Source organism: Algibacter agarivorans (assembly GCF_039543245.1).
Lineage (GTDB): Bacteria > Bacteroidota > Bacteroidia > Flavobacteriales > Flavobacteriaceae > Algibacter_G > Algibacter_G agarivorans.
Genome location: NZ_BAABJJ010000029.1, coordinates 29961 through 55645, shown reverse-complemented (window position 1 = coordinate 55645; position 25685 = coordinate 29961). Strand labels below are relative to the sequence as shown.

At 34.4% G+C, this 25685-nt stretch carries 19 protein-coding genes, 1 tRNA gene and 1 pseudogene; 11 read left to right on the top strand and 10 right to left on the bottom strand.

What is annotated here, in order from left to right; all coding sequences use genetic code 11:
• Positions 1-86 precede the first annotated feature (86 nt).
• Positions 87-2288 (bottom strand): catalase/peroxidase HPI, encoded by a 2202-nt coding sequence (gene katG, locus ABD935_RS09580; protein ID WP_345191725.1) that lies wholly within the window; start codon positions 2286-2288, stop codon positions 87-89.
• A gap of 219 nt (positions 2289-2507) precedes the next feature.
• On the opposite strand from katG, the gene tpx reads away from it, so the two are divergent.
• The 6 genes from tpx to ribB all read left to right on the top strand — a co-directional run bounded on the left by tpx (position 2508) and on the right by ribB (position 9904).
• Positions 2508-3014: a thiol peroxidase gene (gene tpx / locus ABD935_RS09575; RefSeq protein ID WP_345191724.1), complete on the top strand. Its 507-nt coding sequence runs from the start codon at positions 2508-2510 to the stop codon at positions 3012-3014.
• A complete protein-coding gene (locus ABD935_RS09570) occupies positions 3007-3378 on the top strand; it encodes a diacylglycerol kinase family protein (RefSeq protein WP_345191722.1) in 372 nt (123 codons plus the stop codon). The genes tpx and ABD935_RS09570 overlap by 8 nt, the downstream gene beginning before the upstream one ends.
• Positions 3379-3581: 203 nt before the next feature.
• Positions 3582-5969: an FtsK/SpoIIIE family DNA translocase gene (locus ABD935_RS09565; RefSeq protein WP_345191720.1), complete on the top strand. Its 2388-nt coding sequence runs from the start codon at positions 3582-3584 to the stop codon at positions 5967-5969.
• 9 nt (positions 5970-5978) lie between these two features.
• Positions 5979-6614: an outer membrane lipoprotein periplasmic chaperone LolA1 gene (lolA1, locus tag ABD935_RS09560; protein WP_345191719.1), complete on the top strand. Its 636-nt coding sequence runs from the start codon at positions 5979-5981 to the stop codon at positions 6612-6614.
• Between the two features lie 158 nt (positions 6615-6772).
• Positions 6773-8728 (top strand): LptF/LptG family permease, encoded by a 1956-nt coding sequence (locus ABD935_RS09555; RefSeq protein WP_345191717.1) that lies wholly within the window; start codon positions 6773-6775, stop codon positions 8726-8728.
• 30 nt (positions 8729-8758) lie between these two features.
• A complete protein-coding gene (gene ribB, locus ABD935_RS09550; protein WP_345191716.1) occupies positions 8759-9904 on the top strand; it encodes a 3,4-dihydroxy-2-butanone-4-phosphate synthase in 1146 nt (381 codons plus the stop codon).
• A 19-nt stretch (positions 9905-9923) separates the two neighbouring features.
• Here ribB and ABD935_RS09545 read toward each other — a convergent pair whose 3' ends face one another.
• The 3 genes from ABD935_RS09545 to ABD935_RS09535 form a co-directional block, all read right to left on the bottom strand.
• A complete protein-coding gene (locus ABD935_RS09545; RefSeq protein WP_345191714.1) occupies positions 9924-10157 on the bottom strand; it encodes a hypothetical protein in 234 nt (77 codons plus the stop codon).
• Between the two features lie 291 nt (positions 10158-10448).
• Complete coding sequence (locus ABD935_RS09540; RefSeq protein WP_345191713.1) at positions 10449-11651, bottom strand: DegT/DnrJ/EryC1/StrS family aminotransferase; 1203 nt, start codon at positions 11649-11651, stop codon at positions 10449-10451.
• 148 nt (positions 11652-11799) lie between these two features.
• Positions 11800-12429: an NAD(P)H-dependent oxidoreductase gene (locus ABD935_RS09535; protein ID WP_345191712.1), complete on the bottom strand. Its 630-nt coding sequence runs from the start codon at positions 12427-12429 to the stop codon at positions 11800-11802.
• A 188-nt stretch (positions 12430-12617) separates the two neighbouring features.
• Here ABD935_RS09535 and ABD935_RS09530 point away from each other — a divergent pair.
• Positions 12618-12705 (top strand) — tRNA-Ser (locus ABD935_RS09530).
• Positions 12706-12887: 182 nt separating this feature from the next.
• Positions 12888-13010 (top strand): annotated as a pseudogene (locus ABD935_RS09525) (IS3 family transposase); the annotation flags it as partial.
• Positions 13011-13260: 250 nt separating this feature from the next.
• Here ABD935_RS09525 and ABD935_RS09520 read toward each other — a convergent pair.
• A complete protein-coding gene (locus ABD935_RS09520; protein WP_345191711.1) occupies positions 13261-14670 on the bottom strand; it encodes a purine-cytosine permease family protein in 1410 nt (469 codons plus the stop codon).
• 344 nt (positions 14671-15014) lie between these two features.
• On the opposite strand from ABD935_RS09520, the gene ABD935_RS09515 reads away from it, so the two are divergent.
• From ABD935_RS09515 to ABD935_RS09505, 3 genes are read left to right on the top strand one after another with little or no spacing between them, the layout of a single operon-like run.
• Positions 15015-15752: a (Fe-S)-binding protein gene (locus ABD935_RS09515; RefSeq protein WP_345191710.1), complete on the top strand. Its 738-nt coding sequence runs from the start codon at positions 15015-15017 to the stop codon at positions 15750-15752.
• A gap of 2 nt (positions 15753-15754) precedes the next feature.
• The gene (locus tag ABD935_RS09510; protein WP_345191707.1) at positions 15755-17122 is read left to right on the top strand and encodes a lactate utilization protein B; all 1368 of its coding nucleotides are present in this window, start codon (positions 15755-15757) and stop codon (positions 17120-17122) included.
• On the top strand, positions 17115-17693 hold the full coding sequence (locus ABD935_RS09505; protein WP_345191706.1) for a LutC/YkgG family protein: 579 nt from the start codon (positions 17115-17117) through the stop codon (positions 17691-17693). The genes ABD935_RS09510 and ABD935_RS09505 overlap by 8 nt, the downstream gene beginning before the upstream one ends.
• Before the next feature lie 81 nt (positions 17694-17774).
• Here ABD935_RS09505 and aldA read toward each other — a convergent pair whose 3' ends face one another.
• From aldA to ABD935_RS09480, 5 genes are all read right to left on the bottom strand, one after another.
• Complete coding sequence (gene aldA / locus ABD935_RS09500) at positions 17775-19214, bottom strand: aldehyde dehydrogenase (RefSeq protein ID WP_345191704.1); 1440 nt, start codon at positions 19212-19214, stop codon at positions 17775-17777.
• Between the two features lie 44 nt (positions 19215-19258).
• Positions 19259-20548, bottom strand: a complete 1290-nt coding sequence (locus ABD935_RS09495; protein WP_345191703.1) for a class II aldolase/adducin family protein — start codon at positions 20546-20548, stop codon at positions 19259-19261.
• 73 nt (positions 20549-20621) lie between these two features.
• Positions 20622-21995 carry an FGGY-family carbohydrate kinase gene (locus ABD935_RS09490; protein ID WP_345191701.1) on the bottom strand — a complete coding sequence of 458 codons (1374 nt, stop codon included), beginning with the start codon at positions 21993-21995 and terminating at the stop codon, positions 20622-20624.
• A gap of 10 nt (positions 21996-22005) precedes the next feature.
• Complete coding sequence (locus ABD935_RS09485) at positions 22006-23286, bottom strand: sugar isomerase (protein ID WP_345191699.1); 1281 nt, start codon at positions 23284-23286, stop codon at positions 22006-22008.
• A gap of 105 nt (positions 23287-23391) precedes the next feature.
• Positions 23392-25497, bottom strand: coding sequence for a bifunctional aldolase/short-chain dehydrogenase (locus ABD935_RS09480; RefSeq protein ID WP_345191697.1), 2106 nt, complete (start codon positions 25495-25497; stop codon positions 23392-23394).
• Positions 25498-25685 lie beyond the last annotated feature (188 nt).

Below are 25685 nucleotides of genomic sequence, written 5' to 3'. Positions count from 1 at the left end.
TTCCGCCTCAAGTCCGGGATGACAAAACTAAAATTGGGATAAGCGTATTGTAACACCCATCCCAATTAAAACTTTTATTCATCTAATTATTTTAAATCAAAACGGTCTAAATTCATCACTTTAGTCCAAGCATCAACAAAGTCTTTAACAAATTTATCTTGACCATCGTTAGCACCGTAAACTTCACACACTGCTCTTAATTCGGTATTAGAACCAAAAATTAAGTCGGCACGGGTGCCTTTAAATTTCACTTCGCCTGTTCTACGATCACGTCCTTCAAAAACAGTATCGTTATTTGAAGTAGCACTCCAAGTGTATGTAAAATCTAAAATATTAGAAAAGAAATCATTCGTTAAGTGTCCAACATTATCTGTAAACACACCATAATCAGACCCATCATAATTTGCGCCCAATACCCTTAAACCACCAACAAGTACCGTCATTTCAGGAACTGAAAGCGTTAATAGATTAGCGCGATCAACCAATACATCTTCAGCTACAACTTTTAATTTTGAATTCTTATAATTTCTAAATCCATCTGCCAATGGTTCTAAATAGCCAAAAGACTCTAAATCGGTTTGTTCTTGAGACGCATCGCCTCTACCCTGCGCAAAAGGTACATTTATATGATGTCCAGCATTTTTAGCAGCTTCTTCTACTCCAGCAGTACCAGCCAAAACGATTAAATCTGCCATAGAAATCGTGCCACTAAATTCATTTTGAACACCTTCTAAAACATTAAGAACGTTATTCAATTCCGAAGGATTATTCACTTCCCAATCCTTTTGAGGCGCTAAACGGATACGACCACCATTGGCGCCTCCTCGCATGTCTGAACCTCTAAAAGTAGATGCCGATGCCCAAGCAGTCCTTACTAATTGAGATATTGATAAACCAGACGCCAAAATCATCTTTTTTAATGACGCTATATCTGCATCACTTAAATTATAATTAACCTCAGGAATTGGGTCTTGCCATAGTAATTCTTTTTTAGGGACTTCTGGACCTAAATATCTATTAATTGGTCCCATATCACGATGTGTTAACTTGTACCAAGCACGTGCAAAAGCATCTTCAAAAGCTTTTTGATCATTATGGAAACGTTTTGATATTTCTAAAAAACCAGGATCCATTTTTAAGGCCATATCTGCCGTAGACATCATTAACGCTTGCTTACCATTTGGGTCTCCTGCTTTTGGAGCCATTCGCGCATTTGATGCCGCTGTTGGTGTCCATTGGTGTGCCCCAGCAGGACTTTTAGTTAATTCCCAATCATAATTTAACAATACATCAAAATATTCATCGTCCCATCGTGTCGGGCTTGGCGTCCAGGCACCTTCTAAGCCACTTGTAATGGTATCATCTAAAACACCTGTTCCAAAAGTGTTTTTCCAGCCTGTACTCATTTCTTCAATAGGAGCGCCTGCGGGTTCTGGTCCAACATATTTATCAGGATCTGCAGCTCCATGGGCTTTACCAAACGTATGTCCACCAGCAACCAAAGCCACAGTCTCTTCATCATTCATAGCCATACGACCAAAAGTGATTCTAATATCATGTGCTGATTTTAAAGGGTCTGGCTCTCCGTTGGGACCTTCTGGATTCACATAAATCAATCCCATGTGCACGGCTCCTAAATGACCTTCTAAATCGCCATCGCTGGTGTCATACCGTTCATCGTTATCTAACCAACCCGTTTCACTTCCCCAATAAATATCTTGCTCTGGCTCCCAAACATCTTCACGTCCACCTGCAAAACCAAAAGTTTTAAAACCCATAGATTCCAAAGCGCAGTTTCCCGCAAGAATCATTAAATCTGCCCAAGAAATTTTATTTCCGTACTTCTTTTTTACAGGCCATAGTAGTAATCTAGCTTTATCTAAATTTCCGTTATCCGGCCAACTATTCAATGGAGCAAAACGCTGATTTCCAGAAGCTGCCCCACCTCTTCCATCACCAACCCTATAAGTTCCTGCACTATGCCATGCCATACGAATCATTAATCCTCCGTAATGCCCATAATCTGCAGGCCACCAATCTTGAGAATCTGTCATTAAATCAATAACATCTTGTTTTAATGCTACATAATCAACACTGTTAAACGCTTTTGCATAATCAAATTCTTCTCCCATTGGATTAGACTTCGGAGCATGCTGCCTTAGAATATTTAATTTTAATTCATTTGGCCACCAATCTCTGTTGTTTGTGCCTCGGCCCGCGGTTTTCTTTTGGTCACCGCTTAAAAATGGGCATTTACTTGCATCCCCACTATGACTATTTGTATCCATGATTTTAGGTTTTATATTTAGTGTCTCTAAATTAATCAATTATTGCTTTGATCCGACATTAAAAAAATTGATTATACTTATTTAAGAATAAATCTTCGTTATAACAAAACGATTACACATAGATATTAATTATTCATTTGTTATAAATTAATAAGAATTTCAGACGTTAATTTATAAGTATAATGTCTATTTTTAACTTCGAATTTAAAAACAAAAAAAATGGCAACAGTAACATTAAAAGGAAACGCAATTAATACTAAAGGAGAATTACCAGAAGTGGGAAGTCAAGCACCTGATTTTGAATTAGCAGCAGTTGATTTATCAAATAAAAAATTAAGTGATTATAAAGGCTCTAGAGTTATCATGAATATTTTTCACAGTATTGACACAAGTACCTGTGCGGCTTCTGTTAGGCAGTTTAACATAGAAGCTAGTGAATTAGAAAACACAAAAGTATTGTGTATTTCAATGGATCTACCATTTGCTATGGCTAGATTTTGTGGTGCAGAAGGCATTAAAAATGTAGAAAATCTTTCTGACTTCAGAGATGGTAATTTTGGTAAGAATTATAATTTAACTTATGTCGATGGACCAATTCGTGGACTTTTAGCTCGAGCTATTATAGTTTTAGATAAAGATGGGAAGATTTTGCACACCGAACAAGTTCAAGAGGTAACTGATGAACCAAATTACAAAGCTGCTTTAGAAGCCTTATTAGATGAATAAAAAAGAAGAATCATTTTTTATTAATAGAATAAAAAGTATTGGTTATGCATTTAAAGGTGCTGTTTTACTTTTAAAAACAGAAGCCAGTATAAAAGTCCAGTTATCTATTGCATTATTAGTTACAGCGGCAGGATTCTATTATAATATTTCTACAACCGAATGGACTATTCAACTTTTAGCCATTGGTTTAGTATTAAGTTTAGAAGGTGTAAATACCGCTATTGAAGCCATTGCTGATTTTATTCATCCAGAACATCATAAGGAAATTGGTTTAATAAAAGATATTGCGGCTGGTGCGGTTTTTATTGCTTCGACTTTTTCTATCATTATTGGGTTTATTTTATACCTTCCTAAGGTTTTTTAATTTACATGAGTGGATAAAACTTAATTAAAAAGATCTCAATTTTCATAGAGACTAACTCAACTAAATATTTTGTTTACATTGCTTTTGCTATTTTTCAAAATAAAGTTCCGTTAACGTTAGTAATTTGTATTTTTGCTGAATCGTTTTTATCGATTCAGTCCTGGCCTTGTTTCAGGATCTCATTTTGAAACCGTATTGCATTAATGGCGAAAAGCAAACCAAAATCTAAAAAAGCACCCAGAAAAAAAACTAAAACACCTAGTTTTAAGTTGTCTAGCCAACAAAAACTGGTTTTAGGCAGCTTTCTTATTATTTCTGGACTACTCCTATTAATTGCATTTATTTCGTTTTTATTTACAGGCGAAGCTGACCAAAGTACGCTATCCGATTTTGCTTCTCGCGATACAAAAACCCAAAACTGGTTAAGCAAATCTGGTGCTTGGTTAAGCGACTTATTTATTCAACGTGGTTTCGGAGTAGCATCTTTTATTTTTTCTGGATTAATTTTCCTATCAGGAGTTTACGTTTTAATGAACATCAATAAAGCTAAACTTAGAAAGCATTGGTTTTGGGGCGTTTTAATAATCATTTGGCTATCTATTCTTTTAGGGTTTTTCGGAAACAAAAATGATATTCTTGGCGGAACCGTTGGTTTTGAAACAAATAGTTTTCTGCAAGATTACATAGGAAAAATAGGTGTTTCACTCCTATTGCTATTCGGGTTAATAACCTATTTAGCAATGCGTTTTAAGGTTACTTTTGAAAGCTTTACCCGTATTTTTAAATCTGCTAAGAAAAATATCAAAAAAGAGTTTTCAGAATTAAAGGATGGTGTTATTATACCAGTAGACAATAATTTGTCTGATGAAGCAGAAGCTTTTAAATCCGCTTTTGAAATTCCTTTAGAAAATAAAGAAGCTCCTGTAAAAAAACACATTACCCCTAAAACAGAATCTGCTCCACTAGAAGTAAAAGTGGCTGAGCCAGAAGACATTGAAGAACCTGAATTAGAGATTAAAGTTGAAGTTATTAAAGAAGAAGTTTCAGAAACGGATAATCTTGCCAATAAACTAGTTGAAGATTTTGGTCAATTTGATCCTACGCTTGAATTGGCAAAATATGAATACCCTCCACTAGATCTTCTTAAAAGATATGATACTGAAGGCATTACCATAAACCAAGAAGAACTTGAAGAAAACAAAAACAAAATTGTTGACACGTTAAGCAATTATAAAATTGGAATTGCGAGTATCAAGGCAACCATAGGGCCTACGGTAACACTTTATGAAATTGTTCCCGAAGCCGGTATTCGTATTTCAAAAATCAAAAATTTAGAAGATGATATAGCCTTATCACTTTCTGCGCTTGGTATTCGTATTATAGCACCTATTCCTGGAAAAGGTACTATTGGTATAGAAGTGCCAAATAAAAGTTCTACGATTGTGTCGATGCGCTCGGTAATTGCATCAAAGAAATTTCAAAGTTCCGAAATGCAGCTGCCAATAGCTTTAGGAAAAACAATTAGCAACGAAACCTTTGTTGTCGATTTAGCAAAAATGCCGCACTTGCTTATGGCTGGAGCAACGGGTCAAGGTAAATCTGTTGGGTTAAATGCCGTTTTAACCTCATTACTTTATAAAAAACACCCTGCTGAAGTAAAATTTATTTTAGTAGATCCTAAAAAAGTAGAACTTACACTTTTTAATAAAATTGAGCGTCATTATTTAGCAAAATTGCCCGATAGTGAGGAAGCTATTATAACAGACAACACCAAGGTTATTAACACATTAAATTCCCTTTGTATTGAAATGGATAACCGCTATGAAATGCTTAAAAATGCATTTTGTAGAAATATAGCTGAATATAATGCAAAATTTAAAGCACGAAAATTAAATCCAAATGACGGACATCAATTTTTACCTTACATTGTTTTGGTGGTTGATGAGTTTGCGGATTTAATTATGACCGCAGGAAAAGAGGTTGAAACCCCAATTGCGCGTTTAGCACAATTAGCGCGTGCCATTGGTATACATTTAATTATTGCAACGCAACGACCTTCTGTTAACGTGATTACAGGTATTATTAAAGCCAATTTCCCTGCACGTATAGCCTTTAGAGTAACATCTAAAATTGATTCTCGAACTATTTTAGATGGTTCTGGAGCGGACCAACTTATTGGACGTGGCGATATGCTTTATACACAAGGCAACGATCTAATTCGCGTTCAATGTGCTTTTGTTGACACTCCAGAAGTTGAAAGAATAACAGACTATATTGGCTCTCAAAAAGCATATCCTGAAGCTTATATGCTACCTGAATATGTTGGAGAGGAAAGTGGCACAAGTCTTGATATAGACATCTCGGACAGAGACAAATTATTTAAAGATGCGGCCATTGTTATTGTAACAGCACAACAAGGTTCAGCATCATTATTACAACGAAAATTAAAGCTAGGCTATAATAGAGCAGGTAGAATAATTGATCAATTGGAAGCGGCGGGAATCGTTGGTCCTTTTGAAGGCAGTAAAGCAAGACAAGTTTTAATAACAGATTTATTGGCATTAGATAAATTTTTAGAAGACGAAATATAATTTTAAAAAATGAAAAAAATTATTACCATAGTATTGATAATACTTTCAGTAAATGTATTTGCTCAAAACAAAGCCAAATCCTTGTTGAATGAAGTTTCAGAAAAAGTAAAAAGTTATGAGAATATTGCCTTAGACTTTAAATACATATTGGAAAATACTTCTGAAAACATTAAACAAGAAACTAAAGGTGATGTTGTTATGCAAGGCGATAAGTATAGATTAAACATTCTTGGTGTTACACGTCTTTTTGACGGTAAAACATTATATAATATTAGCACTGAAGATGAAGAAGTGACTATATCAACTGAAAATAATGAAGAAAATGACGCCATCACACCTAGCAAAATGTTATCTTTTTATGAAGAAGGCTATACATATTCTTATGATATTGAACAAAATATAAATGGAAGAAAAATTCAATATGTAAAGTTAACACCCATTGACTCTAATTCTGAAATCAAGACCATTCTTTTAGGTGTTGATGCACAAACAAAGCACATCTACAATTTAATTCAAGTTGGTAAAAACGGCACTAAAACTACGCTTGTTGTTAATTCTTTTAAAACAAACGCGCCATTATCAAAAACCTTATTTACCTTTGATTCCAATAAGTATAAAGATTATTACATCAACAAACTAGATTAGGCACATCCTTTGAAACGAGTAATAACAAATTTTAAAAACTATTTCTATCTTTTTTAAAAGATTTTTAATATGAGAACGCAGTGGTTATCCCGATAGCTATCGGGATTCTTAATTTTATAATTAGCTTGTTAAGCAAATGATTAACAAAATTTAAACGTGTGAAAATACTAGACCGTTACATACTAACCACATACCTCAAAACTTTTATCAGCGTATTTGTCATTCTCATGATGATTTTTGTATTACAGACTATTTGGTTATATATTAAAGAGTTAGCTGGTAAAGATTTGGATATTGTGGTTATCGTAAAGTTTTTAGCTTACTTTATGCCCAAACTAATACCGCTTGTATTGCCACTTACCATTCTTTTAGCATCCATTATGGTATTTGGAAGTTTTGCTGAAAACTATGAGTTTGCCGCCATGAAATCCACTGGCATTTCATTACAGCGCGCTATGTCAGGGCTTAGTGTTTTTATAGTCATATTAGCCATTACCACCTTTTTCTTTTCAAATAATGTTATTCCTTGGGCAGAGCTTAATTCTTATAATCTAAGAAGAAATATAGCTAAACTTAAGCCCGCTATGCTGCTTGCAGAAGGACAATTTAATCCTGTTGGTACTTACAATATAAAATTTGCTAAAAAAATAGGAGAAAGAGACCTAATAGATGTAACCATACACATTAAAGGAAAAAACGGAAGAACTAACGCTACCGCTATTAAATCTAAAACAGGTAAACTGGTTAGTAATGAAGACTCAGAGGTTATAAAACTTATTTTATTTGACGGGCATTATTATAGCGATGTTTCTCGAACAAAACAAAAAGACAAAAACAAAAACCCATTTGCAAAGAGCAGCTTCGAAAAAAAGATTATCAATATTGACTTGTCAACACTTAATGATGTTGATTTTGATGAAAAAACGAAAACCGACAATTATAATATGCTCCCTATTTCGGGTTTAACCAAAACTATAGATTCGCTTGTTGAAAAAAGTGAATCTGATCATGAAGCTTTTTCTAAAAATCTACATCAGCGCGCTGGCGTTTTAAATAAGATAAAACAAAAAAACACGGTTAAGGATTCTGCTTATTCAGGTGCTCTTTTAGATCTATTTGACACAAAAAACAAGATTAAATTAGTCGATGTAACCATAAGAACCATATCGAATTCCAAACAATTTATTAATTCGAAGAAATCCTCTGTTCAAACCTCAAAAGCTTGGATCAATAGACATGTTATTTCTTTACATGAAAAATTCGCCTTAGGTTTTGCATGTATTATTTTATTTTTTGTTGGAGCGCCATTAGGAGCTTTAATACGTAAAGGTGGTATTGGATTGCCAATGGTAATTGCTATACTATTGTTTTTAAGCTATCATTTTATTGGCATTTTTGCTACAAACAGCGCTAAAACAGGAGACTTTAATCCCATATTAGCCAGTTGGTTTTCAACATTGGTTATGCTACCTCTTGGGGTTTTCCTAACCAAAAGAGCCACGGCAGACAGAGGTTTATTTGAATTTGACGGTATTATGGAACCTCTAAAACGAGCTTTCAAAATTAAAGAAAAAGACACCGTAGACTATAAGTTTCTGTATAATTACAACAATAGCGAATTAATTGATGTCATCAATAAATACAACACCTTGGGACATGAAGAGACTAGCAGATATGAAGCAATTAAAGTTTTAAATTCCAGAGGCATTTCAATAACTCAATTTCAAGAAAATGGAATACATATCAATAAAAGTTATGAAGCTTCTGAAGCCATAAAAACCAATTACAAAGACCACGCTAAATTTGCAATAACACTATATAGTATTGGTGTTATTTTACTGGTATTGTTCTTTGTATTTAAAAACAATAAGTTATTGCCTTTGGCAACAGCATCAATTCAGCTTAGCATTGTTTCGTTTGTGCTGTTTATCATTTACTTTACAAAGTCTTTTATTAATGCTTCCCAATTTTATAATCACATCAATAAAAAACACAAGAAGCCAAAACTTTTTCTTTTACTGCTAGGACTCCCGTTATACATGTTCACTTATATATTCCTAAATGAAAAGATAAAGGAAGACTTAAAACTAAACTGTTTAGAATCTCTAAAATAGCGATATCTTTGCATTATGATTGCAGAAACCATGACACAAAAAAGTAAAACTAAGTTTAAGTTGAATACTATACACGAAGCTATTGACGATATTAGAAACGGAAAGGTTATAATTGTTGTTGATGATGAAAATCGAGAAAATGAAGGTGATTTTTTGGCTGCTGCCGATAAGGTAACACCAGAAATGATAAACTTTATGGCCACTCATGGTAGAGGTCTTATTTGTGCTCCTCTAACAGAAACCAGATGTAAAGAATTAGAGCTTAACATGATGGTACGTAATAATACCGACCCTATGGAAACGGCTTTTACCGTATCTGTAGACCTAAAAGGACATGGAGTAACTACAGGTATTTCTGCAAGCGATAGAGCAAAAACGGTAAAAGCACTTATAGATAGCACAACCAAGCCTTTTGATTTAGCACGTCCTGGACATATATTCCCATTGGTAGCTAAAGAAGGTGGTGTTTTACGTAGAACAGGGCATACTGAAGCTGCAATAGATTTTGCTAGATTAGCTGGTTTACAACCTGCGGGTGTAATTGTAGAGATCATGAATGCAGATGGCACCATGGCTAGATTACCTGAACTTATTGAGGTGGCTAAAACCCTGGATTTAAAAATTGTTTCTATTGAAGATTTAGTAGCCTATAGAATGCAACACGATTCTTTAATTGAGAAAAAAGAAGATTTTCAAATTGAAACCCGTTTTGGAAGCTTTAGGTTAAGAGCGTACAAGCAAACAACTAACAATCAAGTACATATAGCTTTAACAAAAAACCAATGGAAAGACAACGAAGAGGTCCTTACTAGAATAAATTCCACTTTAATTAACAATGATATTTTAGGAACACTTACCAATAATGCCGATAAGCAATTGGATGATATGTTTAAGGTTATAAACGATGCTGGCAAAGGAGCCATTATTTTTATCAATCAAGAATCGCAATCCATGAATATCCTTAAGCGATTATCCTTTTTAAAAGAACATCAAGAGCCAAATAGTATAGCTAAAGCACCAAAAATTAATATGGATAATAGAGATTTTGGTATTGGCGCCCAAATACTCCATGACTTAAACATACGCAAATTACGCTTAATATCTAACACTGGGCAAACAAAACGCGTTGGTTTAATTGGCTATGGCTTAGAGATTGTTGAGTATGTTAAGTATTAATTTACGATTACTTTTTTAACTATTCTTCAATATTGGCATTTACTCCATTCTCTAGTTTAACTATAATTGTATGAGAATTAGGATCGAATACGTAAAACATTAATGTTATTTCATCTTCAACATCTAAATCGATAGATTTATTTAAATCTATATAATGTCCTTGTTCTAATGTAGAATTTGAGCGATTAAAATGACCAACTATATTATTGGAATCCGTTGGAGAAGCCACTGTTGCAAATGTGCCCCTCCCCAAACACTAAAATTATCTGAAGCAATAGAAAAATCAATGGGCATTTGTTGCGAAAAAGCATATTGAGAAACGAAGAGTAAAGCAACTATTAATTTGCTATAGTAATACGTCATAGCGTTATTCTAAAATTCAAAACAAAACTACTTATTACAATTTTAGCCAATAAACTTATAACCACTAAAAAACCATACATAACTAGATAAATGTATGGCTCTTAACTACAACGAGACACTATAAGGCATTAGAGCGAATACAATAACCAAAACCTTATTAGTATTTGCTTTACGTGATGCTTTAATTTGTTTGGAGTACTGAGTTAATAACCTCTACCATCTTACCAGCTCTTTCTTTAACCTCCTGCTCTGTCCAAGATAATTTTATTAAGCAAGATATGTTTCTGGCTATATAGTGGTCAGATTTTTCAAAAGATTCTGTTTGAAGATATTCTAAACCTTTTTTCACTTCCGTGGAAATTGGATGCAGCGATTTTAAATCTTCTAGATGATCCCACTTTCTAATATAATGCCAACTGTTATTGTAATAATTCCAACAGGCATCAACTCCTTTTTCGCTAAATGCTTGCGAAACTTTTGTTGCAGTTTCTAAATCTGGTAAAAAGAAGTTTAAAAATGCACAACTTTCTTCGCCGCCTTCAGGAACTGTTCTGAATATTACTTCTGGAATATCAGCTAAGGCTTCTTTAATGATATTAAAATTGCGTTTTTGAATTTCAAGAAATTCTGGCAAACGCTTTGCCTGTGCCAAACCTACAGCGGCATGCAACTCTGAAATACGGAAATTATAGCCTAAAAACGGATGGGTTTCCGCACCCCGGTCGTTGCCAACATGATCGTGACCATGATCGCTATAATGGTCTGCATTTGTATAATATGTTTTGTTATTGGTAATTACTGCACCACCTTCGCCACAGGTAATGGTTTTCACAAAATCGAATGAAAAACAGCCTAAATCGCCTATGCTTCCTAGCGGTTTTCCTTTATAGTTTCCGCCAATTGCTTGACAGGCGTCTTCTACCAAAAGTAAATTGTGCTTGTTACAAATAGCTTGCAGAGCATCCATATTTGCCATACTACCACACATTTGCACGACCATAACAGCTTTTGTTTTTGGTGTGATGGCCTTTTCAACAGCTTCTGGACTTAATCCTAGAGTATCATCAATATCGACCAATATTGGAATGGCACCAAGCATCATAATGGCTTCAAAACTGGCTACGAATGTAAAAGTTGGCATAATAACCTCATCACCAGCACCAACGCCTGCCGAGGCTAACGCCACAGTAACCGCTGCTGTTCCGCTTGATACCAACTGTACGTATTTGGATTGAAAGGTGTTTTGAAGCTCTTGCTCCAGTTCTTTAGATTTCCAATGGCCTTTACGCATGCCATCGAAACCATAGCGCATAAGCACACCATTATCTAATACATCGTTTACTTCTTTTCGTTCTAATTCTCCAAATAATTCAAATCCTGGCATATTCTAATTTTCTATAATGTTGCATTAAGACGTTGCTTTTGCGTTAGGGATTGAGGCATTTGTTGGAGCTCTTTTTGTGTTGTTGCACCTATGCAACACAAAAAAGCGACTGCCGAAAGCCCGACCCTTGTGGTAACGTCCAAATGATTTATATTATTATAACGGCTTCTTCTATGGGTTTTCTAACTTTTTTGAATGTTGCAAACATATCATCCTCGGCGCGATAACCTATTGGTAAAAGCAGCACTGATTTCAATCCTTTTTCGTCTAATTTAAGAATTTCATCGTACTTTGTTGACGAAAAACCTTCCATTGGACAAGAGTCTATACCTTCGATAGCGCAGACCGTCATTAAATTACCAAGTGCAATGTAAGCTTGATTGGTAGACCATTGCTGGCCAACTTGCTCCGACATACCCTGCATCATGCTAATTAAATCTTCTCTGTAAGGTTTTAAAATATTTTCTGGGGTGTTGCGAATGTCTTTTATATTATTGTAATAGTTTTTAACATCGTCGTCTTCAATATTCTTTTGGATGCAAATAATGAGTAAGTGTGAGGCGTTTAAAACTTGGCTTTGATGGTATGCTGCTTCGACCAGTGGCTCCCTAATTTTCTTATCTTCGATAACGATTAGCTTAATAGTTTGCAAACCAAAAGAGGTTGCTGTTAGGTTAAAAGCCTGTGTTATAACATTTAATTTAGCTTTTGAAAGTTTTTTGGAGGCATCAAATTTTTTTGTTGCGTACCGCCACTCAAGCTGTTTTATAGTATCCATTATGATGTGATGTATTTCTGCAAAAATAAGGTTTGCAATTTTCTTTTTACTGTATTGATATATAAAATATGCACATTGGAAAATACGTAAAATTTATTGTGAAAAAGTTGAGTTTTTATTTGAATAGAATGAAAAAGGACGTTATATTTGCACCCGCATTCAGGCAAATAGCCTGATAAGGCACTCAAGGAGAAATGGCAGAGTGGTCGAATGCGGCAGTCTTGAAAACTGTTGAGGGTCACACCTCCGGGGGTTCGAATCCCTCTTTCTCCGCCAAGATTTATTCAACCCTATAAACATTATGTTTATAGGGTTTTTTGATTTCCTTTTATATCAAGCAAAACCATGGATCAAGAACAATTGTTGTGTTTAAGCAAAAATATTAGTCAGCCTAAAAAGGAAGAAATCTATGTTTCTCACTCCTCTAAACTGTGCTCTAAATGCTTTGATTTTAGCAAAAAAAGTCCATTTTTGAGTATATAGAAATATGTTATAACAAAAAGCGATTACACTCTTCATTAGGATATAAAACTCCACATGAAATAGAACTAGAATTTTATCAATTTAAATATGTAGCATAGGTCTTAGAAAATTTGTCCGACTTTTTGTTGCAAGTCCAAAACAGTAAAATGGTTAGATTTAGTGCGTCCAAAATTTACTTAGGACAGGATTGATAAATAATAATAAAATTATAATGACTAGAATTTTTATTATTATTTTTTTATTTCACAAGAAAAAATTAATCATCAAAAAAATTATTTTAATGTATTTTTCTTCCTTTCAAAATCTTTTCACATTTAATATTACAGTTATTATATTTTATTTACAGAACTATTTCTTTTGAGAATATTTGCTCAATACCAAAAACAGAATACCACATAATAACCAAGCAGGGAGTGTTACAAATGACAAAAACACATCAAATTGAACCGATATAAAATAGAATATTCCAAAGCTAACAGCCCATGCCCAAAACACAGATTTATTAAAGGATAGATTAGCTACTTCCGCATAGTTTTTAGTAATCCCTACTTTTTTATGAAAGAAATGCTCAAAAACTATGATAGCTCCAAAAGGTGCTAAAATAAAACCATAAAGTGCAACAAATCCTAAAAGTTTCATTGCAAACGCAGGGAATAAACCTGCTATTGTAGCTACTGTACCTGCCAATATAGTCACTTTTGCTGTAGATAATTTTGGTAAAATAGCCTGAAATGCTAGTCCTGCTCTATAAATAGTTGGATTAGCAGTTGTCCAACCAGCCAATACTACTGCAATAATACCAAATATACCAATTGCATTATTAGCTAAAGGACCTGGTGCTACAGGTGGCGCATCCCCAACACTTAAAAAGGCTTGCGCTTCTGGAGATTTTAAATAAACTGCGTATAACAAGGCCGCTGCTATCCAAGCCATATAATGACCAACATACATACCAGCTGCTGTTGTCCATCCTGCTTTGGCTTTTTTTGCAAATCTAAATACTGATAAATCAGACATTCCAATATGCATAGCACCATTAGCAAACCATGACCAAATTACGACATGCCAAAATGTAAATTTTGTTTGCCCAGGAAACGGATCTGAACCTTCTCCCCAAATATTCCAAAAATCAGAAAAACTACTTACACCTAATTGATTAAGAGCAACAATACCACATGCAATAAAGGCTACAACAATAATTGGAGACATCCAGTTAGCCGCTTTAGTTACTGTATCATAGCCACGGGCTGCGATTATTGAAATAACTGCTCCAATTAAAATAACAATAATGATCCAAGTTGCCCCATTTGGCATAGTATCCGTTAATTTGGGCATTGGCATATCAAACGGAATACCTACTGCCGTAGCAGAAACCGTAATCATAGACCCTGCTAAGAAACAAAACAATATACCATTTGCTAAATTATAACCTGTCACTAATTTTTTACCACATATTTTTTCTAATTGAAAATATAAGGTTAGCCTATTCTTTACTGCAATTTCAGCAGTTAAAAAACGCCAACTTAAAACGGCTAAAAGGTTACCGATTAGTAATCCAACAATCAAATCAAAAGCACTAACACCTGCTGTTAAAAATAAAGGACCAATCATAAACTCAGTTCCGGCTGCATGCTCTCCGGCATACATACCAATAAAACTTTTCCAGCCTTTTAATTTGGACTGAGGTACTGGAGTTCTTTCAAATTCTCCTCCAGCTTCAGCTTCTAATGTATCTAATTCTTGTTGGTATTGTGACATGATTTTGGTTTAGTTAGATTTTTTAATTTAGCTTTTACAAAAATGAATATACTTAATATTGAACTTTAAAAAATTATATTCATAATTAAATAGTTCTGACGAAAATATACTGTACTTATTAAAACTCTATCCTGTACTGTATGGTATTCTAAAAATCGGGGAATCTATTGGTTCTTTTAAATTTCTAAAAACCCCTTTTTTTAAATCTTAAGAACGAAAAAATCTAAAAATAAAATCTAAAAAACAAATTAATCTTTTACGGGTTAGAACAGGACAGCTAGTTTTTAAGAATACACTACTTTTACTCTAGTTTATACTAGAGTAAATTTTTAATAAAAATAGAGATGAAAGTAGGTTTATTTATTCCTTGCTATATCAATCAGTTATACCCACAAGTAGCCATAGCCACACTTGAATTGCTGGAAAAACTTAATGTTGATGTATATTATCCTCAAGGGCAAACCTGTTGTGGGCAACCTTTAGGGAATTCTGGATATGAGGAGGATTCAAAAGGAGCCTGTAAAGTATTTGTTGAAAATTTTAAAGCCTATGATTATATCGTTGGCCCCTCAGGCAGCTGTATATATCATGTTAAACATCACTTTGATATTTTAGAACAAACACCAGAAGTAAAAAAGGTTAGAGATAATGCCTATGAACTGTGCGAGTTTATAGTAAAAATACTTGGGGTAACTGATCTAGGTGCATCATTTCCTTACAAAGTAGGTCTGCATAAAAGTTGTCATGGCTTAAGAGGTCTTAAGTTAGGTTCTTGTTCTGAAGTTATGGGTATTCATTTCTCAACAGAAGAAGATTTATTAAATGGGGTAAAAGGGCTTGAATTAATGGCTTTAAACAGAAAAGACGAATGCTGTGGTTTTGGCGGTACATTTTCGGTTTTTGAAGAAGCCATATCAGTAAAAATGGGAAAAGATCGTATTAAAGATCATCTCGATAGTGATGTTCAAGTAGTAACGGGCGCAGATCATTCTTGTTTAATGCATTTAGAAGGTTTAATTAATAGAAACCAACAACCCTTGAAGGTGATGCATATTGCCGAAATATTAAACAGTAGTTTATAATTATGAATCACGCAGAAAAAGCAGAAGTATTTAATAAAGATGAAGCTAAAGTTAACTGGCATGATAAAGCCTTGTGGTATGTTAGAGAGAAACGGGATACTTCAGCTCATAAAGTTCAAGGTTGGGAGTATTTACGTGAATTAGGATCAGGTATCAAGGCTAACGTTCTATCAAATTTAGATGAATATTTAGTTCAGTTTGAATCCAACGCACAAAAAAATGGTGTAATTGTCCATTGGGCTTCAAATGCTGAAGAACACAATAAAATTGTAGGTAGTATTCTTGATAAACATCAGGCTAAAAAGGTAGTTAAAAGTAAATCTATGCTTACTGAAGAGTGCCATTTAAATCCTTTTTTGGAAAAGAAGGGCATTGAAGTTATTGACACCGATTTGGGTGAGCGCATTGTGCAATTGGCTGAGGAACCACCAAGTCATATAGTACTTCCTGCTATTCATAAAACAAAGGAAGAAGTTGATGTTTTATTTCAAGAACATTTGGGGACTAAACCTAGCCAAGGAAACCCTGAATATTTAGTTAGTGAAGCACGAAAACATTTGAGAGATAAATTCTTAAAAGCTGATGTTGCTATTACCGGAGTTAATTTTGCTGTGGCAGATACTGGTGGCTTTGTAGTCTGCACAAACGAAGGTAATGCTGATATGGGCGTGCATCTATCCAAAGTACATATTGCTTGCATGGGTATTGAGAAAATCATTCCTCAAGAAAAACACTTAGGTGTGTTTTTACGTTTGTTAGCAAGAAGCGCAACTGGACAACCTATTACAACTTATTCTTCGCATTTTAACAAACCAGAAGAAGGCAAAGAAATGCATATTGTTATTGTTGATAATGGAAGAACGGAACAATTAAGTAGAGAAGATTTTAGGGCTTCACTGCATTGCATTCGCTGTGGAGCATGTATGAACACCTGCCCAATTTATAGACGAAGTGGCGGCCATAGTTATGATTATGCTATTCCTGGTCCAATAGGGTCTATATTATCTCCTGGAAAGGATATGAAAAAGCACAGTTCATTACCATTTGCCTCAACTTTATGTGGCTCTTGCTCTAATGTTTGTCCTGTAAAAATCAATATTCATGAGCAGCTATATAAATGGCGACAAGTTATTGTTAAAGAACAAAAACAACCTATTATAAAAAAGTCTATTTTAAAAGTGGCTGGGGTTGTGTTATCAAAACCAAATCTATACGCTATTGCCGGTAAATCTGCACGATTTGCTTTAAAACATGCACCAAAATTTATGATATACAATAAATTAAATGCTTGGGGTAAAGCGAGAGATTTACCAGAAATAAAAAATGAAAATTTTGATGAATGGTTCAAAAAACGAAATAAAGATGGGTAGAGAAGCTATTTTAAAATCAATCAAAGAAAACAAACCAGATTTACTCCCTATTCCAAAAATTAATGCTGATGCTTTTGCTGAAGATATTAATTTAAAAGATGTATTTAAAAGTAACATCGCTTTAGTAGGGGGTAACATAAAAGAGATTGAAAAGGAAGCTATTGATTTAGAGATCAAAGCATTATATTCAAACGCAAAACATATTGTTTCTGTTACCACAAAATCTTCTTTAGGAACAGTTTCAGTTTCAAAAGATACAGATCCTCATAATCTTGAAAATATAGATCTAGCTATTGTTGAAGGAGAACTTGGTGTTTCAGAAAATGGTGCCATATGGGTGACTGCCGATAATAGTATGGTACGTGCACTTCCATTTATAACTAACGATTTGGTTATTATTCTTGAAAAAGAAAAACTATGTCTGCATATGCTTCAAGCATATGACAATATTAGCCAAAGAGACCGGGATTTTGGTGTTTTTATTTCAGGGCCTTCTAAAACAGCAGATATTGAACAATGTCTGGTTGTTGGCGCTCATGGCGCTATGAGTTTAACCGTTCTTTTAGTGTAATTAATTTGTGTCTAAAATTATATAACAAAAAACTCAGCTAAATTTAGCTGAGTTTTTTGCTTTGGGTTTGTATGATTTATATTAATAATATTTAGCATACACCACACGCGTATGTAAATATTCTTCCATGCCGTGTTTACCATCAGCACCACCGACTCCAGATTTTTTCCAACCTGCGTGAAACCCTTGAATAGCCTCAAAGTGCTCTCTATTCACATACGTTTCACCAAAGTGTAATCCATTTGTAGCACGCATAATATTATTATAGTTTTCTGAAAATATAGATGATGTTAATCCAAATTGACAATCATTTGATAAGGCAATAGCTTCATCCAAAGTATCAAATTTCATAACTGGTAATACGGGTCCAAATACTTCTTCTTGAATAATTTCAGACTGTTGAGAAACATTCGTTAAAAGTGTTGGCTCATAAAAATATCCTCTATCAAATTTTTCATGACGCTTACCTCCTACTAAAACTTCTGCTCCTTCTTTTTTAGCAAATTCAACCATCTCAGAAATTTTATCAATCTGAGCTTTAGAAACTAAACTACTCATGTCTGCATTTGTTCCTGTAAGAGCATCTTCAACAGTAACTTCACTCATTTTTTTAGTGATTTTTTCAACAAATTCATCATAAATACTGTCTTCTACATAAACGCGTTCTGCACAGTTACAAACTTGTCCGCTAAAAATAACTTTTGATGCCACTATGGAGTTTATAGCTAATTCCATATTAGCATCTGCACAAACAATTGCTGGTGCTTTTCCTCCTAATTCTAAAGATACTTTAGTGATATTTTCTGCTGCTGCTGTTATAATTTGTTGACCTGCACCAACACTTCCTGTTAAGCTGATAATACCCGTAATTGGACTTTTTGAAAGCGCATTTCCAACTGTTCTACCTGCTCCACAAACAAAGTTTAAAACCCCTGCTGGTAAATCAATTTTTTGAATAAAATCTGCAAACTCCATGACTGTATTTGGTGCTTCAGAACTAGGTTTTATAACACATGTATTTCCAGTGATTAAAGAGGCCGCCACTTTTCTAGCCATTACGAAAAACGGGAAATTCCAAGGACAAATACCTACAGAGACTCCAATTGGCACTTTATGAAGGTAAATGTGTTCTTTTTCACGATCACTTTGAATAATTTCTCCTTCAATACGTCTTGCCCAACCGGCATTATAGTCAAAATAATCTGCTGTTACATCAATTTCAACTTGTGCTAAACCAATAACTTTGGCTTGCTCTTTGGACAATGTCTCAGCTAAAAACACTCTATTTTCTCTAATAACATCAGCCATTTTATGTAAAAAACTCGCTCTTTGTATTGCTGGTAATGCTTCCCATGCTGGCTGAGCTGCTTGAGCTGCTTCAAGTGCATGATTTGCATCTTCAACGGTGCCTGTAGAAATGGTACTTATCACTTCTTCAGTACACGGATTTAATATTTCAATAACCGATGTGGACTTAGAGTCCACAAATTGTCCGTTAATATATTGCCTGTAATGTTTCATAAAGTTTGAGTTGGATTAATTATATTTTTTACTTGTAAAAAATCTTATGATAAAAACTTTTTTCTTAAATCTTCTACTTGTTCATCGTTGATTGCCACCATGTCTCCAAGTGAATTCCCTAAAACAATAGATTTTGCGCTAAACTCTGCAACTTCCAAATAATCAAAGGTTTGCAATAACTTATCTCCAGTAATAATGACAGAATCATTTTCTATAATTAATGCCGTTGCACAGTTATCAACTATTTTAGAATTGTTGTTTTTTCTAAAATGATCACCGTATTTTACTGCACTAATATCTTGTAAAAAGATCCAGCTTTCCGGAATGGTACGTACATTTAAATATTCTCCTGTAACACCAAAGGCCATTAAATATGGAGATTGTGTCATGATAATAGAATTTACATCCGGGTTACGATTGTAAATTTCTTGATGAATCCAAGTGGCTCTACTCGGTATTTTTCCAGCTTCTCTTTTACCATCTTTAATTTGAACAATATCATCAATATCTAAATCCCAACGATTAATCCCTGTTGGTGTAATAAGAAAATCATTATCCTTCCATCGCATAGATACGGTACCGTATGAGCTAATCATTAAACCTTGCTGACAAGAACGTTGTACAATCTTGCTGATTTCTAAACGTTTTTCAACTTCATCAGATGTATATTCAACATTCTTTAATTCAGGTAATACTCCTGTAGCTTGTGCTTCAAATTCGTCTATTTGCTCATCAGTTAAATATTTTGGCCTGCCTATTTGAGATCCATACAAAATAGTACTTGCACAAAACTCAAGAGCTTCAAAACGTTCATAAGCATCAGTCAAATCACTACCGCCTAAAACAGTGCCGTGATTTTCCATAATTATGGCTTTATACCCTTTTTTAAACTCATCGCCAATAACATCTCCTAAATCTTCACTACCCGGAAGTCTATATTTAGCGTAGCCTATTGGCCCACAAATATGTCTTGCTTGAGAGATGATGTTGGTATTAGGAATTTGACGTACAATACTAAAAGAGACTAATGCAGGAGGATGTGCATGAATTACGGATTTAATATCTGGTCTTGATTCATAAATGGCTCTATGAAATGGAAATTCTGAAGACGGTTTGTGTTTTCCTATAATAGTACCGTCTTTTTTTACACAGATGATATCTGATGCTCTTAACGAACCTTTATCAATAGCTGAAGGAGTTACCCATATATCGCCTTGATCGTCTATAATGGAGATATTACCACCTGAAGTTGTGGTCATACCTCTTTTATAAATTCTATCTATAATTTCTGTAATCTGATTTCTGGGGTGAATTAATTTTATATTCTTAGACATTTTGAATTGATTTGGAATTGTAATATTCTGAGGCTAATATAGTCTCAATGTTTTTTTACTTATTTTAATAAATTTAACCGCTAACAATAAAAGGAACATGCTTTTTAAGCGCATAATTCTCCTTTAAGAATTTAGAGTTTAGTTTGTTGTCTGAAATTGAAATGGCAGCACCTAAAGCAGAACCTAATGAGGCATCTGTTGTACTTAGTTTTTTATCTCTGAAATTATGAGATAACAACTTGATATAAATATCATTATTACTAAAACCACCGTCAATATAAATGCGTTTTATTGGGTCTGTCCCAATGGCTTTTTTGATACACTTAATTTGTAGTAATACGAGCTCTGTCATGAGTTGATGATAGGCATGCTCATATTTATGATATAACATTTTTGTTTTATCTGGCATATCTTCATCAAAAATACTCTCCCATTTATAGCAAAAATTGAAATCTTTCATGATTTCGAGATACGTATCATAATCAAACTTAACCTGACGATGGAAGTCATCATTAACTCCAAAACGCTCATTTAATTTTTCGACTTGTACCTTGTATTCATTACCCAAAAATATACGCGTAGCTTTAACAGGTTTCCCGTTAATACGCATGTAGTTAATAGTGTCTGTATTATGAATATCGTTTGAAATAGGGTTTTCAGTAAATGGGTTGAAAACAATACTCCATGTTCCTGTAGATACCAAAATAAATTTCTTTTTAATACTCCTTACATAAGGTAAAAGTGCTGCAGAACTGTCATGAATTCCAACACCAATTTTTATACGATTACCATTGTAATTCATATTAATGCTGGTTTCGGTAGAAACAATGGGAGGTAAAATTTTATCAAAGCCTTCCTTGTACACCCAACTATGGTAATCTTTCTTTTCATAATCCCAAAGTGCTGTGTGGCAACCAATACTGGTATATTCACTTAAAGGAATACCTGTAAAGACATAACTAAGATATTGGGGTAAGTGTAACGAATATTTTATTTTACTAAAAACTTCTGGTTGTGATTTTTTTAACCAATATAACTGTAGTCCAGAGTTTAGCATGCTTAAATCTGCACAACCTGTATTTTGAAGAAAGGCCTCTTTGGGCCCATAGGCTTCAAAAAATGAAGTGACTATCTCCTCTGGTAAAGGCTTAGTATAGTTATAAAGTGGTGTTAACGGTTTACCGTCTTCATCAATATGAACTAAACTGGCGCCATAGGTTGAGAAATTGATAGCTTTAACATCAAACTCCTTGGCTTCAAGTATTCTATTAAAAACAGCCTTTAGCCATTTTTGTAATGCCGGAAGATTTTCTGTTGGATGTCCATCTTCATCTTCTATTTCTTCAAAAGAAATATATTCTTTATGGACTTCTTTAAAATTTTTATCGAATAGGAAAAACTTTTTATTCGTTTTTCCTATATCGAAAACTGCTGTTACATTTTTCATACTACACCCATTAAAGTCCTGTAGCTACAGTGTTTTTACCTCTTTCTTTAATAAGACCACCTCTAACATCTAAAGCCCTATAAGCGCCTATTGGGCTTAATACACCTCCAGTATTTAAACGGGCTTTTTCAAGTAAAGGTCTCACATCGGTTCTGTAAGCCCCTTGTAAAATTTCTTGACATTTCACTACATCATTATCCAGTTGTGCTGCTTTTAAAGCGGCTTGGTCAATCAGTAAGGCTTTGGCATATGCCTCTTGTATTGCTTCTAATGATTGGATTAAATCTTCTAAAGGATCTTTCACATTATGACTCGCATCAATCATCCAAGCTAAATCTGGATTTTGAGGATTGTTTTCCATGCCATAAACCAATTCGTTAAAAATTAAGAATAGTGCATAAGGTTTGATACTACCTACTGTTAAGTCATCATCACCATATTTACTATCATTAAAGTGAAAACCTCCTAGTTTGCCTTTCAATTGTAAAATAGAAACTATTTGTTCTATGTTAGAGTTTGGAAGGTGGTGCCCTAAATCAACCAAGGTATAGGCTTTATCACCACAACCGTTAGCTAACATTAATGAAGCCCCCCAATCTTGAATCACCGTACTGTAAAAGTTTGGTTCGTAAGGTTTATATTCAATAAGCATTTTCCAATCATCTGGTAAGCCTTTATAAATATCTATAAGACTGTTTTGTGTATTTTGAAAAGCGGTTTGAAAGTTGTTTTGTCCTGGAAAACAAGACCCATCAGCCAACCAAACGGTTAAACTTTTAGACCCTAATTTGTTTCCAATATTAATAACATCTAAATTATGAGCAATCGCTTGTTCACGAACGGCTTGACTGGTATTGCTTAAAGAGCCATATTTATAACTTTCTTGAGCATTTTTTTGATCTTGAAACGTATTAGAGTTTACCGAATCAAACTTGATATTCAACCCATCAGCTTGTTCTTTAATAGCAGCATAATCTGAAGGGATATCCCAAGGAATATGCAATGACACAGCACCTGCAGTTTGAGTAAGTGCATGTAGAACACCAACGTCCTCTAATTTTTGCTCAAGACTTGAAGGCTCACCAAAAAAAGAAAAGCGGCCGAAACGTGTACCTCCAGCCCCTAATGCCCAACTTGGTATGGCAACCTGGAATTTAGCTAATTTAGACACGATATTTGAAACGTCATGCCCCTCTTTACTCAACTTATTGGCTAAAAAATCAAAATTTTCGTTATGACTTTCCAATCCTTTTTTATTATAATCTGAGATTTGTTCTTTTTGAATTTTCATAATTTTAACATCTTTCTAAAAAAAGAAACTCCCATAAACTTCAATTCAATCTTATGGAAGTTTGCTTTTACTCAACTAAACAATAACTATACTAACTTTTATGTTCTATCTTACAAAGGCATTCGCCATTCCACCATCAACATTAATAATGTTTCCCGTGGACTTATCAAGAATACCTACCAAAGAGAATACGCCGTTTGCAATATCATCTGGTGTGATAATTTCATTCAACAGGTTTCTTTTTGCATAAAATGCAGGTAACTCTTCAACGGTAATATTATTTGCTTTAGCTCTACCTTCTGCCCAAGCGCCTTCCCAAATTTTACTCCCTACAATAACGCCATCAGGATTTACGGTATTCACTCTAATTTTATCTTTTGCTAATTCAGCAGCTAACAAACGTACCATATGCTGTTGTGCTGCTTTGGCAGTACCATAAGCTACGTTATTTGGACCTGCAACTAAACCATTTTTACTAGCTATAGCTATATAATTTCCGCCTAATCCTTGTTGACGCATGATGGCTGCAGATTGTTTGGCTAAGTCAAACTGACCTTTTACTAAAATACTTTGTAGAATATTCCAATCTTTATCAGTAGTATCTTCTAAAGGTTTAGAAATGGCTAATCCTGCACTATGCACAACAATATCAACACCCCCAAATTCAATACATGCCTTTTTATAAGCTGATGCTATAGATTCTGGATTGGTAACATCACATATAGCATAGGTTGATACATCTCTTTTATACGTAGCGTGTGCTTCTTTTAAACTGTCTTCATTGATATCTGTAAGTACTACATTAGCACCTTCTGCAGCTAATTTATCAGCAATCGCTTTACCAATACCACCACCAGCTCCAGTAACAAAGGCTACTTTGCGAGATAAGGGTTGTTCTTTTGGCATACGTGATAATTTCGCTTCTTCTAATAACCAATACTCAATATCAAAAGCTTCTTGTCTTGGTAATGAGGTGTAAGCGGTAATGGCTTCTGCACCACGCATCACGTTGATCGCATTGATATAAAACTCATTCGCTACACGTGTGGTTTGTTTGTTTTTTGCAAAACTAAACATCCCAACACCTGGATATATAATGATTACTGGATTGGCATCACGCATAGCTGGACTGTTGTCCTTTTTGCATGTGTTATAGTAATCTGCGTATTCTTGTCTGTAGGCTTCAAATGCTGGTTCTAATTTTTTCAGAATAGCATCTGAATCAGTTAAATCTTCATTTTTATCTAAAGTTAATACTAGGGGTTGAATTTTTGTTCTTAAAAAATGATCTGGACAAGAGGTTCCCATAGGCGCCAAACGTTCAAGATCATAACTATTGATGTATTCCATGACCACATCGGTATCAGAAAAATGACCAATCATTCTATTTTCAGAAGAACATAAGCCTCTTAATAAAGGCATGATTTGAGCCGCTTTTTCTAAACGATCTGCTTTTGGTAAACTTTCTATTTTTTGTCCACCGAAAACAGAACCTTTTTCTTTTATTTTTTGTTCAATATACTCAGAAGCTCTTTCAATAACCTCTAAACTGTTGATATAACACTCATAAGAGGTATCTCCCCAAGTAAATAAACCGTGACTACCTAATACGATACCACGAATTCCTGGATTATCAGCTAAACATTTTTCTATTTGAAGTCCTAAATCAAATCCCGGTCGTTGCCATGGTACCCAGCCCATAGTATCGCCCCAAATTTCTTTGGTTACTTTTTCACTGTCTTTGGCCGCTGCTACTGCAATTAAAGCATCTGGGTGCAAGTGGTCTATATGTGCAAATGGCAATAAACCGTGCAAAGGTGTGTCAATTGATGGTGCTTTACTATCCAGATCATAAATACTGTGGTTAAATAGTCCAACCATACGGTCTTCATCTTCCAATCCGCCGTAAACATTTTTTAAATTACGCAAACGATCAACATAGATCCCTGCAATGCCAGCCCTGCTTAAAGTCCCAATATCACCACCGGAACCCTTGATCCACATCACCTCAACGTCCTCATTGGTAAGTGGGTCTTTTTCTGTGGTCCTGCAACTGGTGTTGCCTCCGCCATAATTGGTGATTCTTAAATCAGCTCCTAATATATTTGATCGGTATAAAAATAAGGCTATCTGATCATCGCCTAGAGCTGCAGCTTTTTGCTCATCCCATAAATAATCAACGTATTTAAAAGTCTCTGCTTTGTTTTCCATGTTTAGTGTTATAATAATAATAATAATAATACCAAAAATATATTTGTAAACACACTTTCCTATCCTGTACTGTACCGTAATTTCAAATATTACACATTAAAATATGTTTTTTCTATGCATTAACACCAATCAACACACTATTTATCAGGTGCTTAATTTTTTATACTTAATCTCTCATTATTATAGAG

Excerpts from the sequence above, each read along its gene's own strand:
- ABD935_RS09515 (WP_345191710.1), top strand. The coding sequence starts at position 15,015 with ATGAAAGTAGGTTTATTTATTCCTTGCTATATCAATCAGTTATACCCA.
- aldA (WP_345191704.1), bottom strand. The coding sequence starts at position 19,214 with ATGAAACATTACAGGCAATATATTAACGGACAATTTGTGGACTCTAAG.
- ABD935_RS09520 (WP_345191711.1), bottom strand. The coding sequence starts at position 14,670 with ATGTCACAATACCAACAAGAATTAGATACATTAGAAGCTGAAGCTGGA.
- ABD935_RS09535 (WP_345191712.1), bottom strand. The coding sequence starts at position 12,429 with ATGGATACTATAAAACAGCTTGAGTGGCGGTACGCAACAAAAAAATTT.
- tpx (WP_345191724.1), top strand. The coding sequence starts at position 2,508 with ATGGCAACAGTAACATTAAAAGGAAACGCAATTAATACTAAAGGAGAA.
- ABD935_RS09505 (WP_345191706.1), top strand. The coding sequence starts at position 17,115 with ATGGGTAGAGAAGCTATTTTAAAATCAATCAAAGAAAACAAACCAGAT.
- ABD935_RS09495 (WP_345191703.1), bottom strand. The coding sequence starts at position 20,548 with ATGTCTAAGAATATAAAATTAATTCACCCCAGAAATCAGATTACAGAA.
- ABD935_RS09510 (WP_345191707.1), top strand. The coding sequence starts at position 15,755 with ATGAATCACGCAGAAAAAGCAGAAGTATTTAATAAAGATGAAGCTAAA.
- ABD935_RS09485 (WP_345191699.1), bottom strand. The coding sequence starts at position 23,286 with ATGAAAATTCAAAAAGAACAAATCTCAGATTATAATAAAAAAGGATTG.
- ABD935_RS09570 (WP_345191722.1), top strand. The coding sequence starts at position 3,007 with ATGAATAAAAAAGAAGAATCATTTTTTATTAATAGAATAAAAAGTATT.
- ABD935_RS09540 (WP_345191713.1), bottom strand. The coding sequence starts at position 11,651 with ATGCCAGGATTTGAATTATTTGGAGAATTAGAACGAAAAGAAGTAAAC.
- katG (WP_345191725.1), bottom strand. The coding sequence starts at position 2,288 with ATGGATACAAATAGTCATAGTGGGGATGCAAGTAAATGCCCATTTTTA.
- ribB (WP_345191716.1), top strand. The coding sequence starts at position 8,759 with ATGACACAAAAAAGTAAAACTAAGTTTAAGTTGAATACTATACACGAA.
- ABD935_RS09565 (WP_345191720.1), top strand. The coding sequence starts at position 3,582 with ATGGCGAAAAGCAAACCAAAATCTAAAAAAGCACCCAGAAAAAAAACT.
- ABD935_RS09480 (WP_345191697.1), bottom strand. The coding sequence starts at position 25,497 with ATGGAAAACAAAGCAGAGACTTTTAAATACGTTGATTATTTATGGGAT.
- ABD935_RS09490 (WP_345191701.1), bottom strand. The coding sequence starts at position 21,995 with ATGAAAAATGTAACAGCAGTTTTCGATATAGGAAAAACGAATAAAAAG.
- lolA1 (WP_345191719.1), top strand. The coding sequence starts at position 5,979 with ATGAAAAAAATTATTACCATAGTATTGATAATACTTTCAGTAAATGTA.